General features: G+C 54.6%; 9 protein-coding genes and 2 pseudogenes. 7 read left to right on the top strand and 4 right to left on the bottom strand.

Annotated features, from left to right (window positions below; translation table 11 throughout):
- Positions 1 to 477: 477 nt before the first annotated feature.
- The gene (locus tag sphsw_RS03675; RefSeq protein ID WP_042466505.1) at positions 478 to 1,026 is read right to left on the bottom strand and encodes an FxDxF family PEP-CTERM protein; all 549 of its coding nucleotides are present in this window, start codon (positions 1,024 to 1,026) and stop codon (positions 478 to 480) included.
- 313 nt (positions 1,027 to 1,339) lie between these two features.
- Between sphsw_RS03675 and sphsw_RS03670 the strand changes: the two genes are divergently transcribed.
- On the top strand, positions 1,340 to 1,930 hold the full coding sequence (locus sphsw_RS03670) for a DsbA family protein (protein ID WP_235188275.1): 591 nt from the start codon (positions 1,340 to 1,342) through the stop codon (positions 1,928 to 1,930).
- A gap of 722 nt (positions 1,931 to 2,652) precedes the next feature.
- Here sphsw_RS03670 and sphsw_RS18640 read toward each other — a convergent pair.
- Both sphsw_RS18640 and sphsw_RS03665 read right to left on the bottom strand, forming a co-directional pair.
- The gene (locus sphsw_RS18640) at positions 2,653 to 3,399 is read right to left on the bottom strand and encodes a Crp/Fnr family transcriptional regulator (RefSeq protein ID WP_081874111.1); all 747 of its coding nucleotides are present in this window, start codon (positions 3,397 to 3,399) and stop codon (positions 2,653 to 2,655) included.
- A gap of 233 nt (positions 3,400 to 3,632) precedes the next feature.
- A pseudogene (locus tag sphsw_RS03665) lies at positions 3,633 to 3,824 on the bottom strand (transposase); the annotation flags it as partial.
- 985 nt (positions 3,825 to 4,809) lie between these two features.
- Here sphsw_RS03665 and sphsw_RS20215 point away from each other — a divergent pair.
- The 4 genes and pseudogenes from sphsw_RS20215 to sphsw_RS18240 all read left to right on the top strand — a co-directional run.
- Positions 4,810 to 5,039 (top strand): annotated as a pseudogene (locus sphsw_RS20215) (IS5/IS1182 family transposase); the annotation flags it as partial.
- 159 nt (positions 5,040 to 5,198) lie between these two features.
- Positions 5,199 to 5,348: a hypothetical protein gene (locus sphsw_RS19625; RefSeq protein ID WP_160172596.1), complete on the top strand. Its 150-nt coding sequence runs from the start codon at positions 5,199 to 5,201 to the stop codon at positions 5,346 to 5,348.
- 1,530 nt (positions 5,349 to 6,878) lie between these two features.
- Complete coding sequence (locus sphsw_RS20865; protein WP_081874110.1) at positions 6,879 to 7,133, top strand: integrase core domain-containing protein; 255 nt, start codon at positions 6,879 to 6,881, stop codon at positions 7,131 to 7,133.
- 150 nt (positions 7,134 to 7,283) lie between these two features.
- On the top strand, positions 7,284 to 9,860 hold the full coding sequence (locus sphsw_RS18240) for a sensor domain-containing protein (protein ID WP_152555367.1): 2,577 nt from the start codon (positions 7,284 to 7,286) through the stop codon (positions 9,858 to 9,860).
- Positions 9,861 to 10,260: 400 nt separating this feature from the next.
- Here sphsw_RS18240 and sphsw_RS03640 read toward each other — a convergent pair whose 3' ends face one another.
- On the bottom strand, positions 10,261 to 12,090 hold the full coding sequence (locus sphsw_RS03640) for a sensor domain-containing diguanylate cyclase (protein ID WP_052380827.1): 1,830 nt from the start codon (positions 12,088 to 12,090) through the stop codon (positions 10,261 to 10,263).
- A gap of 144 nt (positions 12,091 to 12,234) precedes the next feature.
- Between sphsw_RS03640 and sphsw_RS20860 the strand changes: the two genes are divergently transcribed.
- Entirely contained in the window at positions 12,235 to 12,390 is a 156-nt protein-coding gene (locus sphsw_RS20860; protein WP_081874109.1) for a DUF4113 domain-containing protein, read from the top strand.
- Positions 12,391 to 12,646: 256 nt separating this feature from the next.
- Positions 12,647 to 14,149, top strand: coding sequence for a recombinase family protein (locus sphsw_RS18625; protein WP_152555366.1), 1,503 nt, complete (start codon positions 12,647 to 12,649; stop codon positions 14,147 to 14,149).
- The last annotated feature ends 167 nt before the right edge of the window (positions 14,150 to 14,316 follow it).

The raw sequence follows: 14,316 nt of genomic DNA, 5'->3' as shown, positions 1-14,316 counted from the left end.
GCCAGAACTTCCCAGCTCATAAATTCTATATCGCATACCATGTCCCCCACCCCAAGCCTGCCGGTAAACGGTAAACAGGGTGTTAATGCCCCCAGCAATCGGGTGACATACCACTGAACCGCAGCTGGCTTAGTTTTGGTCGACGAACCTTCGCTTCTGTTGTGCCTCCATCAGCTCGGCTACGTATTCGCTGAGCGTGCAAGACCGAGGATGGCGGCGGTGTGTGGTTGTAAACCGATGGATGTCGACACAAGACTTTGTGTTCAGTAACTAATAGGGATCATTAAAACGAATTTGCGATCTAGGGTCTTTTACCATTGAGCGCAGTACCGTCTGACTCGCTTTAAAGTTCACCGATCAATGGCGTTCATTGCGTAGAACCGAGCTTGCTAAATCTCAAAAAAAACACCCGCCAACCTCGAAAGGTTGGCGGGTGTTTTAAGATAGATGGACACTGGGACCCACTATCAAATGTGCTTAGGCGTATGCGACCTTTGCCTGGCGACGGCGAACACGCATCGATGCACCGATCCCGCCAATACCGAACAACATGATCGCCCAGGTACCTGCCTCGGGAACTGCCGAAGGCTCAAAGGTTGCTGTGCCAGCATAGGACCCGTTGCCACGCGACATGCCGTTCACCACGATCTGATTCGGCGCACCCGAAGCAATAGCCAAGTTGTTGATCTCGAAAAATTCAGCATTGCCCACAATGGTCTTCGTCGCTGCGAAGCCATTGATAAACACCGACAGTATGTCGAGATCGGTAGAGCTCGTCAGCCGCGTGGTGTTCGTGCTCAACGTACCGCTAGCCAGACCGGCCTGATCGATGACGAAATTGAAAGTATCTTGGAATGCGCCCATCCCGATGCCCGAACGACCGAAATCTGCCGAAACGGTACCATTCGTGATATCACCGCTGACCGTGAACTCCGGGTCGCCAGGGGTGTAATCAATTGCATGAGCCGCTGGGGCCATCGCGAACGCTGATACAAATGCCATAGTCGAACAAAGTAGACGCTTCATGACGGCCTCCTTCACTTTATGCCTAACAAAAGTATAATGGAGGTCATGACGACTCACAAACCGATATATTGCTGAAATTGGCTGTTAGCCGAATGATGTCTATTTTCGGGACAGCTGTGTCTTTTCAATCACAGGCGGCGCTGACTTGGAACGCGCCACGATCGTTGATCGTCGGCATGCAGGTCGTAGCCGGGGCCATCGATCTGCCGACTTTACGCCGTCTAGTCGCAGCGGCTTTCAGCGAGCCTCGGACGACCTGAACATGCCAGAGCCACTTAATCGGAGGCAGGCGGTAGGGCTTGGGGCTGTCGTGGTGGCTGGCTGGGCAGTCGGGCAGGTGCTGCGTCGCACGGCTCCAATCGGTCGGGATGTTGGGCCGACCGCCGACCTGATCCTGACCAGTGGAAATTCACCCGAGCAAGGTCCAGCCGATGCGACGCTCCGGCTTGCCGTCTTCACCGATTACCGCTGCCCCGCCTGCCGTCATGCCTTCCACGCTTTGGAAGAGGCGGTGGAACGCGATAGCAAGGTTAGGGTCATCTATAAGGACTGGCCAATCTTCGGTCGACCGTCCGAACGTGCTGCGAGCATCGCGCTCGCCTGTGCCGAACAGGGGATCTATCCGGCCATTCATCGCCAGCTGATGACCGACAGTCGTATAATCGACGACGACATGCTGCGAGACGCCGTTACCAGTGCTGGAGGGGACTGGCAGCGCGCGACGACGTGGCTTGCTTTACATGCAGAAGTCGTCGCCGCGCGCCTGCGTGCAAACGGCCAAGAGGCCTATTCGATCGGTCTGACCGGCACCCCGGGCTATCTTGCAGGACGTATGCTGGCGATGGGAGCGATCGAGACAAGTGACTTTAAACGGCTGTTTGCGCGGGCGCGAGCGGACGGCTGATGATCCGGGAGGATGCAAACATGATCGAACGCCCTGTCGGAAGAAGCACGTAAGTCGTCACAGGCAGGATCGGCGATCGCGTCTTGAGACGATCAAGAGGCTGTCGTCTGAGATATCCTTCTGTCCTGCACCAGTCAGTGACGACAGGTCGAACTTCTCAGATACACTCCTAAACCACGTATTTATGTCCGACGTTTTGCGTGACGTAGATCCTTCCGCGACGAGAACGTTTGCCCGGATTTATGACGCGGGGTGTGCAACATGCTCGCCTGGCGGACGTTAATGGCCGTGTCTAAAGTGCACGGCTAACCAAGGAACGGCGCATGGAAGTGAACACTGAGGGCGAAGACACGGGCTCAGAACGACGTGAAATACACTTCCTTGCGGCCCTATTGGACGAGTTGATGCGAAAGATGCTCGCAACCGGCGCTCTGACGCAAGCCGACTTAAACGAAATAGAATCAGTCGCAGCTAAGCGGGTCGGTGGGCAGCCGCGTGCTTGGTAGTTTCCGGCTTTTCCACCACGGCAGTGACGACCTTTGAAAACCGTGACGAGGCATCCCTCATCAGTTTTGTGATCTGGTGAAAGCCCGCGCCGGCTGGTAGCTTGATGACGCAAAACGCCTCAGACCGTCCGAAAACGTCATGGCGGGTTCCAGCGTGGCAGCCGGATTGAAACTATCGATGTGAATGAAGCTTTGCCGAAAAGATTGACCGGCTAATTAAACATCTAGCCTTACTTCTCTAGAATGCAGGTACCGAGTACTAAAGTCAGCTATGCTTTGTAGCCGATTCCAATCGACAAAACGAATATTTTTCCCATCTCGTGCTATCAAACCATCTCGGGTCAAAAGCTGAAGCGTTCTGTTTATGTGAACAGCGGTAAGCCCAAGAGCATCACCAAGCTGCTCCTGTGTCAGTGTAAGTTCAAAAGATCGATTGTTGATCTTATCTGTGCCGCCAGTTCTAACGGCAAACTCGCAGAGGAAATGCGCGAGCCGGGCGCGGGCGTCTCGTCTGCCTATGTTCAATATCAGTTCGCGAAGGATGGACGCTTCGGTCAACATGATCCTGCTTATGGCATGACGTACAACCACAAACTCGTCTGAGATGGATTTTAACAGATCGCTTTGTACGATGACTGTTTTGGATCTGGTAAGTGCTTGGATATTGTAATCTGGCGTATCCAGGTAAAGACTTTCCAGTCCTAACATATCCCCGGGCATCTTGATCGAAAGAATCTGGCGGTCGCCATTGCGACTTGTTTTCTGGTAAACAAGCAAGCCTGACGCCAGTACGCCGCACTTGTTGGCAAAAGCGCCCTCCCGAACGAGAAAGCTTCCTGGATGCAACTGCTTGTCCACATAAGGCATCTGTAGGATTGCTTCAATTGCCTTGTCCGGGATACGAGCGCATTCGCCTAGCTTCTCCACAATCCGGGCGAGTGGATTTTCGTCAGGCCGAGGCATTTATTTTGTCCTGCTTATCGAACGACCACAGCTTTTCGGCGGATATGAATGGGGGATCACAAGCCCACCTTAGCATTATTAACCTAAGGTAGGAAAGGCACGCGCCGAGACTTTGTCATCTAGCCGGATTGGTTTCAACACTTGGCCTTTGTGAGGATTGTCATAGCCGGAAGGTGGTGGAACAAGGCTGATACGCCCTAGGGTCACGACTCATTGATCAGAGCCAGGAGATGACGGTGGCGGCGCTTGTCATATTTGACGGGGATGATCCGGGATTTTCGCCCCGGAATGCAGGGCGTTATGCCCTTTGCCTGCAGGGCGTCCCTGTACCAGTCTGCGTCATAGCCTCGGTCGGCCAGCATCCACTGCGCCTTGGGTAAATCCTCAAGCAACGCGGCAGCGCCGGTGTAGTCGCTCACCTGGCCTCAAGCCGCGCCATCTGCTCGCCGGTCAGCCAGTACAGGTCACTCATCCTCGGTCTCCTCACGGAGCCTGAGTCAGATCGAGCCGCTCAAAGCAATGGGTCCTGACCCTAACGGCCAGTCTCGGCGCCAGACGAGGCGGCTTTACAACCAAGATCCAAGCCGTCATCATCGAAGCGCAAGACTACAGTTGCAAGGGACGGCCCATGATGAACAAGTGGCCGGTTTCCGCGAGAAAATTACGCCCTGAATAAATCGTTTTGGGCGGCTGAAGAAGGAGCGCTTCCTGGCGTCCGCTCGCTACTCCTGAACGGTACGAAGTCCTAGTTAGCCGAACTCCACGACATGAGCGGCTTCGGGCTCTCGCCTGCCTCTTCGTCTTTAATTAGGCGCTGCGAGGTCGAATCGCGTCGGATCGCCGTGACGTCAAATGAGAACCGAGCTTGAAGCTTCAACAAAGTGTCGCGGGTCGCCTTCGAGGCGATGCCCAGTTCTAACAGCAGCAATAAAATGGCGAGGTCAAAATAGCAAAGGATGCCCGACTTGGAAAGCCGGGCATCTTTTCGAGTTTAGCATTTCTCCGTCTTATCATTCTTCGAGTAAGGCGTTACAGGAACACGTTAATCTGAATATGACAATTCCAGAGGCAGTTGTTTCAATTGGACCCTGACGGGCTTACCGATAGGCCAGTAGCGCATATTAACCCCCGAGTTAAATACAAATACGTCTTTCGACATAAATGCTTATGACGTGAATCTGTTTAGTGATCGTCACCGCATTAGGTTTAAAGCACGTTAGCCGACAACAACGGATTTGCGCGCTTTAGAGGTATTGATATACAAACCGGTCAAAGGACTATATATTGTAAACGGAAGACTAACTTATCGCGGAGCTGGCGTGTGTAGTCTGATTAGGCAAGGGTAGAGTTGCCATCGACAAGGTCGCCGATCAAGCGCCTGTGCCCATGCAACCACTTTCCATGCGGGCCCGCGGCGATGCCGGTCAGGATGGCTTCATCTGTTATCGCGCCCGCCAGCAGGATTGCGCCAGCTGCAAACTGCGGCAATGTCGCAAGCCCAACATACCTGCTCGCAAGGTCAATTGCTTCAGTAATGAAGGCGCGCATGACCTGGACCTCCCCGTCGCCAGCAGAAGAAGATCTAGATGCTGTTTGCGCATCTCAAGCGCATTCCAAAACTGGATCGGTTGCGCCTGCGATGCCGGGTCGCGTTAGCCGAATCGCGCAGTACTATCATCGGACGGGTTGGTAGGCTTGAGACGTAGCTCGACCAAGTTACCCGACGTGCAAAGAACGCATTTCATTCGCCTATGCAGATCGTTTGCCTGAGTCGGTCAAACGCGCATAGTCTCGAGGCGATGACGACACTGCCCCTACATCCCGACGTGATCGAATTCCTTTACCGTCAGAGCCTGCGGGAGACATATCTTCAATCAGATGGCTTGGCGCTAAAGGCGATGGCGGAAGCGCTGCTTGCTGAACCCGCCCGTCGCAACCTCAAGATATGATGACCGCCCGCCAAGTCTGGTTGAAGGCAATGACGATCGTCGAGGCGCGTAGAACCGTTGCGACCGCGCCTATGGTCGATACCTTGTTGGAAATTGTAAGCGATGAGGCTGATCTACATGATTGGGCGCGTATCGCGTCTGCGGTTGACACAATTAACAACGGTTAGATGCAATAACGCGAGCGGACGTCAAGCTGGCTATAGCCACTATTATAGTTTACAGGCCGTAAGAGAATGTCACGTAGGGCATGCCAGTCGGGAACGCCGTAGGCTGGATTACACCATTTTTTTCTATCGTTCGATAGCGCATAACGCATCATATTGAGCGTTAACGCAACATCTTCATCGAAGTCGGTCAGCGTTTGATCATATCGATGTTAGCCCATCGCGTTTCTGCCTGGGTGCGCCACCAGCAGGCCCCACGGACTTATTATCGTCATGGTGCTACGCTAACGCCCCTGTTGGATAAATCGACTGGACAGCAACATCTGCTAACATCTGAACAATTTGGACGTTTCTTTTTACCGTAGCGGTTGCGATACCGCTTTACGCAAACTTGACCGTCTTTCAGGTTGGCTCTCCCATAATGGGCTCGAAAGAACAGTGATGCTTGAATATCGCGTATATGTTATTAGTAACGATGGTAGGATTATCGAGCGCATCGATCTAGAGTGTCCAAATGATGCAAAGGCCGTTTCGGACGGAAAGACCTACGCCCGAAAACACGATGTCGAGATATGGTGCGGCCAGAGGGTCGTTACCGTTCTGCATCCTCTAACCTGATTCAGAATGTCGAACGATTTCCTCTGCAAACTTCTGAGGTAAAGAGTCATTAGCGGGCTGAATGGGTGTCGTGTATGAGCCAAGCTTTCCTTCTCGAATGACTCCGTCGGGTGCTTGGTCGTGCCAGCGAACCAATAGAGAGCCATTTTTTCTCAGTTCGAGGTCATAGGGATGATTTCGAATCGCCTTTGGATCGATGCCTAACTCCCGGGCAACACGAGCGTGCTGATCTTCTGTTTCCTCGTTTGGCATAATCTGTCTCAGCGCCCCGCCTCTGTTTCAATACTGACGCGACAAACCTTCCAAGGATAGAGATTGATCCCGCCGATTTTTTCCAAAACGGAATTAGCGCTGAACGGTTGGTCCTACTCGACCAGACGAAGACGACGCGTCAGCGGTTGCCCTTCGGGGTTCCACAAGTTTTCCGGATCGCTATCCGTACGAATCGATTAAAGCGCGGGTAATTTGCTCGTTGGCGTAAGCCCGTCACCACGTCAAAACCTTAAAAAGGTAAAGTGCATTTGGAAAGGGGTGAGCGTTTACCCCGTCGCCTTACGCGGCCGATATCTCGTAACCTAACCGACAACAGCAATCTTTTTAAGCTACGGACAGGTGAACGGAGTGCCCGAGCCGATCGAGTGGCTTACCGACAACGGCAGCTGCTACACCGGTCGCGGCACACGCGCCTTCGCCCGAGACATCGGGTTGATCGCGTGTACGATCCCGGTCAGCAGTCCTCAATCGAGGCATGGCTAAGGCGTTCGTTCGCACTCTCAAGCGCGATTACGTCCGTGTGAACCCCAGGCCGAATGCGCAGAGCGTCATCGACCAACTGCCTGGCTGGTTTGCCCATTATAACGAGGTGCATCTGCACCGCGCTTTGCGCTATCGATCACCACGCGAGTTCATTGCGAAACCTGCGAGGCGCTGTCAGAGCTTTAGGGGACGAAAACACCGAGATAGAAACCTTGCCGCTGCTCACCTCACTCTTATAGCCGGTTAAGTCTAAACGACTTGCCGTTGACCAACTGACTACGGTCTCGACCGTGGTCGCGATCAGCTCTCTATGTTACGACCTGCCAAAGGGCCTCAATGGGTCTGAGTCATAGTTAAGACTCGGTGCCTATTGTTTTCGCTGGGGGACAGGTTCCAGATGAGCGAGGAAAGTCGTTTGCACCGCGCTGCGGCTCACATCGAGGCCACTGCGCGCAAGGAGCCTTCCCCAGGCCGTGATGATCGGGCGGCCGCGCCAGTCTTCGACGCCTTCGGGCAGTCTTCCGAGCGATATGCCTATCTGGTCGAGTTCGGCCCGATTATCCCCTGGATAGCACTCCCGAATGGCACGATAGTGGATGTGGGACCGCGCGGGCTTCAGAAGCTTGGGTTCGCGACGCACGAGGTGTTGCGCGCACAGTGGCGAAGCGCAATCCACAAAGCCGACCGTAAGGTTCTCCAGCAGGCGTGGCGTAACGCGAATGAGGGCGACTGTGCCCTGGAGATTGAATGTCGCATCCGTCTGGCGGATGGGCAATACCGCTGGTTCCACGTCCGCGCCACCGCGCTACGGGATCCATACGGCCAAATCCTACGGTGGTGCGGCACCGCCGAGGATTGCGACGAGAGGCGTTGCGCGACGGACAAGTTGCGCGCCAGCGAGGAACGTTACCGCCTCGCGACCAAGGCGACGAACGACGTGGTCTGGGACTGGGACTTCAATACGGGTCAGTTGACCTGGGGCGAAGCGATGTGCAGCCAGTTGGGCCATGTTCTCAGCCCCGAAACAAACCACGGGGATTGGTGGAAGGCGCAGATTCATACCGACGACCGAGCGCGCGTTTCTGCCAGCATCGAAGAGGTAATAAGCACCGGTTCAAGCGAGCGATGGCGGGAGTGCTATCGTTTCCGACGCGGTGATGGACGGTATGCGGACATCGTCGACTGCGGGTTCGTGGTGACAGACGAGAATGGCAAAGCCACCCGCATGGTCGGGGCGATGATGGATATGACCGAACGCAACCGCGCCGCGGCTGCGCTTCACCTGAGCGAGGAGCGCTATCGCTATACAATTGAATTGTGCGAGCAGATCGCTTGGACCGCTTCGCATGACGGCATGTTAATTGAGGTCGGGTCGGCATGGTCGCGACTGACCGGGCGCCCGCTTGAGGAAGCGCTCGGGACACGTTTATTGCGCTCCGTCCACTTTGACGACGTGACCCGGCTCCGGAGCCACTGGAAGCAAAGCATCGCGACCGGTCAGCCGCTCAACTGTATCTATCGCCTGATGCTGCAGGACGGGTCGTTCAGGTGGATGCGCTCGCGCGGTGCCCCTTTGCGCAACGACACCGGCGTTATTTCACGCTGGTATGGCACGACCGAAGACGTCCATGAGCAGCGTCTGGCGGAATTGGATGTGGCGTGGCGCGCGAGCCATGACGTGCTGACCGGTCTCGCCAACCGCGCCACGTTCCAGAAATGCCTCGAGGGCACATTGCAGCGCGCTACATCGCGGGGCGGTCCGTCGGCAGTGATCATTTTTGACATCGATCGGTTCAAACTCATCAATGACCGATACGGCCACGCAGCTGGCGACACTGTACTACGCTGGATCGCGGAACGATTGACGGTCCTTGAGTGCGGCACGCCGGCGCGGCTTGGCGGCGACGAGTTTGCTGTGCTGCTTCAGGCCGCTGATCAAGTGGGGGTTGAACAGCAGGCGCATGACATAGTCTCCGCGCTACACGGTGTAGTAGAGGTGGACGATATCCGGATCGAATGTCAGGTGAGCGCAGGGCTTGCGATTTACCCCTTGCATGGCCCCACGGCCGAGGAGCTGCTCCGGAGCGCTGACCTCGCGCTGTACGATGCCAAGGCCAGTGGTCGAAATTGCTTGCGCCCATTCAGGCCAGAACTGCGCGCTGAGCTCCAGCGCCAGGTGTCCATGCTCGCTGTAGGTCGTGAGGCGCTAAGCGCCGAGTGGATTAGGCCCTTCTACCAGCCCAAGGTAGATCTTATCACAGGTAAGGTCGTTGGCTTCGAGGCATTGCTGCGCTGGGATCATCCCACGCGGGGGGTACAGACGCCTGACACACTGGCAGCCGCCTTCGACGACCGCGATCTTGGATGTCAGATTAGCGCGTTCATGCAGCGCCAGGTGATCGGTGACATGCGACATTGGTTGCAATCGGGGGTGGCATTCGGCCATGTCGCGCTGAACGCCTCTGGGGTAGACCTACGCCGCCCCGGCTTTGCCGACGAGCTACTGGGGCGTCTGGCGGCCGCGGGCGTACCTGCTGCCATGGTGGAGATCGAGATTGTCGAGTCAGTGTTTCTCGGTCGGGACCTCGACATCGTGGAGGAGGCCTTCGCCATCTTAAGCCGGGCGGGCATTTCTCTTTCCCTCGACGACTTCGGTACTGGCTACGCCTCGCTGTCGCATCTCCAACGCTTTCCAGTGTCGGTTTTGAAGATCGACCGGTCCTTCGTTACGCCTCTACTGGCGGACTGCAGCGACGCGCCGATCGTGAACGCCGTGATTGGCCTCGCGACGGGTTTTCGAATGAAAACCGTGGCTGAAGGTATCGAGACGGCAGAACAGGCGCTTTTGCTACGCCGTGCCGGTTGCGATATCGGACAAGGCTTCTTCTTCAGCCCTGCACGGCCAGCGGCCGACATCCCCGAACTTACACGACGTCGTTTTTTCACAGTGCCTATCCGGTGTAGCGGCGCTTAATTGCTGACACGATCGGCTTTCAGGGCCTGCTGCTCTGAGTCAGTTATTCCTCCACCCTCGTTGCAAGGCAACCACGTCTATTTTATGGAAGGCAGACGAGGTATGGAAGATCCTTTGGTCTTGGGGTCGCAACGTACTGATAAAGTGTCGTTACACAGCGTAGCCAACTTCATTCATTTGATCGATCACCTACGTTTAGGTATAACTTATTGCTTAACGACCAAGCAAGCCCAATATCGACGGTATATTTTCTACAGAGCGATCTGCTGCTAGGTGCTATCGAGGATACGTAAATTTAAAGATAATCAGATTTTTTGATACGCTCTGGATATTCATCCCTCGCACGCCATCGGATATTGCGTCTGAGACAACGGTTTAGCGCCATCGCGCATTTGACTTATTAAGCCAAGCGCGATTGATTCCGGCCTGCGCTTTTTGCGTCGTATAACGCCACGTCGGCACGCTTGAGAATACCATTGCAGGTATCCTCGCCCACGGTTGAGGCAATGCCAAGGCTGACGGTAACCATTGGTTGTGCGGCATCCTGCGACGCTTGAACGTTGGAGCGGACGCGCTCAGCGATCTGCAACGCCAAGCTTGCGTCGGTATCGGGCAGGATGATGACGAATTCCTCCCCGCCATAGCGACCGATAAGGTCGGTGTTCCGCAGCCCCTCGGCGGCGGCCGACGCGACGCGTTTAAGAACCTCGTCGCCAATATCATGCCCGTAGTGATCGTTGACCAATTTGAAATGGTCAATGTCGAACAAAACGATCGATAGCTTGGCTCCTCCGGCGGCGACTCCCTTCAATCTGGCATCGAGATATTCTACAATTCGCCGCCGGTTCGCGAGACCGGTCAAAGCATCGGTTGAGGCGAGTAACATCGCAGCCTCAGCACTCCGGTCGGCTGTGTCGCGAGCATCTCTTAGGATCTGTCGCGCCTCGATTTGCTCTGTGACATCGCGGATCAAACCGAAGAGTCCGATCGCATCGTCTCTCGACGAGTAAACGCGCTCACCTTGCGTCTCGACGTGCCGGACAGAGCCGTCGGAACGTACCAGCCGGGCTTCGAATGCAAACGGCTGACCATCCGTGAGTGCGCGCGTTACAGCCTCCGATACACGCCGCCGGTCACCTGGATGATACAAATCGATGGCCTGATCGAGTGCTGGGGGCTGGCCGTCCGGCAGGCCGTGAATGCGGAATACCTCAGGTGACCAGGAGATCGCCTGATTGGAGGGATTGATACGCCAATGCCCGATATGCGCGGCCGCCTCAGCTTGATCGAGCAAACGGACACGTTCCGAAAGATTGATCCTTAAACGATCGCGAGCGGCAAGAAGTGTTGCCATCGGGAGCGCGGAAATGATTAGCGACAAAAGGTAGAACTGAAAAAACAGAATACGCGATTCATGCGACGCACGGATCAGGAAGATAGGTCCCGAGCCCAACCAAAGCGCAAGAGATCCGAGCACCACAACGACGATAATGCTGATGACCCCGCCGAGCATGCCGCCGCGCAGGACTGCGATCACGATGACCATCATAGGGACAAAAAGCATTGGAAACTGGCTTTGGTAAAACGTTACGCCGGTCGCGACGAACGTCAGCACCACGATGCCGATCAAATTCAGCGACTCGCGTACCGACACCGCTTGCTTCGCTGACGCCGCTACTTCAAATATGGCAAACAGCAGCGGCGTCACGAGCAACATGCCTAGCCATACCGTGCTAAGCCAAGCTAACGTGAATTCGCGGCTTGGCTGGGGAGAAATGCAGGCGGCCACTCCTGCACCTACCGACGCGGCGATCAACGTTGCGATGAAGAACGTGGACAAGCCTGATGGATCGATAAAAGATACCCGCCGCCCTGCTCGCCGGCGCAATATCAGCGTGGCAACCATCGCCTCGATCCCGTTTGCCGCAGTAAATCCAGCAGCGACGCCGAATCCTGCTCCATCAAGAAGGTTTGCCGCCAGACTCGCAACGATAGCAGCTATAGCGAACCGCCAAACCGCGCGCCGGGGCACGATTAGCAACGTTGCTAATAGAATGCCGCTCGGCGGCCAGATTGCAGCTATTCCGTGAGACCCCCGCGCCTCGATCAGCGACAACACGGCGAAGGCAAAATAGGCGATGCCGAGCAGCGCTGGACCGAGCGGCGAATAGCCTAACCGTGCAAACATTCGGCGCATGGTAATCATGTAGCCGAAAATGATTAACGGCACCGCTTATCAATTTAGATTGTGGTCGGATCATCGCGTAAAGCGGCAAACAAAGCTGCCCCGTGTCGACATCCATCGTTCGGTAGAGGGCTGTAGACGCGCTCGGCAACTTTGCGTTGTACATCTGCCCTCAAGCGCGATCGGCTGATGGGCGTTCTCAACGAGCTTAATACCCGCTTCGGAAAATTGGCCGCCCCAACGGCGTCGCACGGGTTCAAGCGGCAGTGGAAAATACGATCTGAGATGAAGTCGGCCGCCTGGACACCTGATATCCCTGAAGTGCCGCAAGTTCGAGCAGGGTAAGCTGGTGAGCGATCGGCGATGCGGGTTTCGCGCGCAAGGCGGCCGCCCCGTTTCTATGACTCAAATGTGTCAGCTGCGGCTCTCGGAGCCTCCAGAGCCGACGCCGACCACGGACTAAGGGTTCAAGGGGGGGTGCCAGCTTGGGTTGGGCGCCGATCCATCGACAGTGTTGCGTTGGAGCTATAGCCGCCTCGGAACACCGCTTGATTTGAATATATCGCTGATATGATAGTTACTGCCTATCGGAGACTCCGCCGTGATTCAGTCAGATACATCTGTAGCAAAAAGATACGCTTATTCATATGTTCGCTTCAGCAGCCCCGAGCAGATGAGCGGCGATAGCATCAGGCGCCAGACGGCGCTGGCTGTTTCTTATGCCGATGAGTTCTCCCTCATTCTCGACGATCGCCTTACTTACAGAGACTATGGTATATCCGGTTTCCGGGGTCAGAACTCTGCGTCAGGGCGCCTTGGAGATTTCCTTGGGGCAGTTTCTCTAGGAATCGTACCACAAGGCAGCCTTTTGCTTGTCGAGAATCTCGACCGACTAAGTCGAGAAAGCGCCTTGAATGCTCAGAGTCTGCTGACACAAATTGTTCTTGCTGGGATAACGATTGTCACACTATCCGATCGGCGAACTTACTCGATCGATGAGTTACGTCGAGACCCGATGGGCTTAATATACGCGCTGATAAACTTTATTCGTGCGAACGAAGAAAGTGAGTTAAAGTCATTTAGGGGGAAGGCAAGTTGGAGCGCGAAAAGGGCGATCGCAGAGTCCGAGCCGATCACATCCAGCTGTCCGAGATGGCTTTCACTTAATAAGAATGACAAGACATTTTCAATAATACCAGCGAGGGCAAAGGTAGTCAGAGATATATTTTCACTTGCTCAAAAGGGCGTATCAAATACTAAAATAGCAGAAACGTTTAACCGCCATAAGGTGCCAGCTTGGAAGTCAGATAGTCTCTGGACGCGCGACAAAGTGGGTTGGATTGCCAGATCAAGCGCGGTCATAGGAACCTTTGTTCCTCATGTCATAGAATGGAAAGACGGGAGGCAGACTCGCGTCCCTTGTCCGCCTATACGTCGATACTATCCTGCTATCATATCAGTAGACACGTTTCAGCAAGTACAGACCGGTCGCCTGACCAGCAATTGGGCTGGCCATGGAAGTATTGGCTATATACTTAATCAAATTGCAGTGTGTGAAAATTGCGGCAGTTTGATGATTATTAGTCCATCAGCCCCGAATGGCCCGAGCATGATATGCTCGGCATCCGTAGCTGGAACAGCAGCCCATTATGCGCCCATCGCGTATGGCCCCGTTGATGCCGCTCTTCGCCAAGGCCTATCCGCAATTTTCACTGCCTGCGACATTAGCGCACCTGGATATGGCCGAAGCAGGCGCCTTTCTGTAGCTCAAAACAATGTCGATCGAGCCAGGCGCGAGCTTCTCGCGGTCAGCCTTAGCTCATCTCATACCGATTTATTGGAAGAGATGCGCCATACCCTTTATCTATTAGAGCAGGATTTATTAGATAAGGCGGATATGTATCAACACTCAGCGACTAGCAAACTAGAAAAAAAGCTATCTGAGGCCATCGGATGCCTTTCGACAGGTCGCCATGATAAAAAGTCGTCCATTGCCATAAACAAAGTAATAAGAATCATATTCTCTAAGGTAGTTGTCCGTTCAAAAACAGGGCACATTGATTTATACCATGATGACGGAAAGGCCCAGCGTATAAATATATAGCGTTGTACTACTATAGACTTAACCAACTTCAGCACGTCTAAGACATAAAACAATTATATATTGGCGATCTTACAGGGTAGTCTTTCTAGATGCGGGCTTCATTACAACTAAAATCTCTATAATATGCTATCAATAAATGTTCTATTGAATAGATATTACCTTTCTAT

The organism is Sphingomonas sp. FUKUSWIS1 (assembly GCF_000733135.1).
Lineage (GTDB): Bacteria > Pseudomonadota > Alphaproteobacteria > Sphingomonadales > Sphingomonadaceae > Sphingomonas > Sphingomonas aerolata.
Note: the sequence above shows the minus strand (reverse complement) of the source record. Positions and strands in the feature narration are given on the sequence as shown.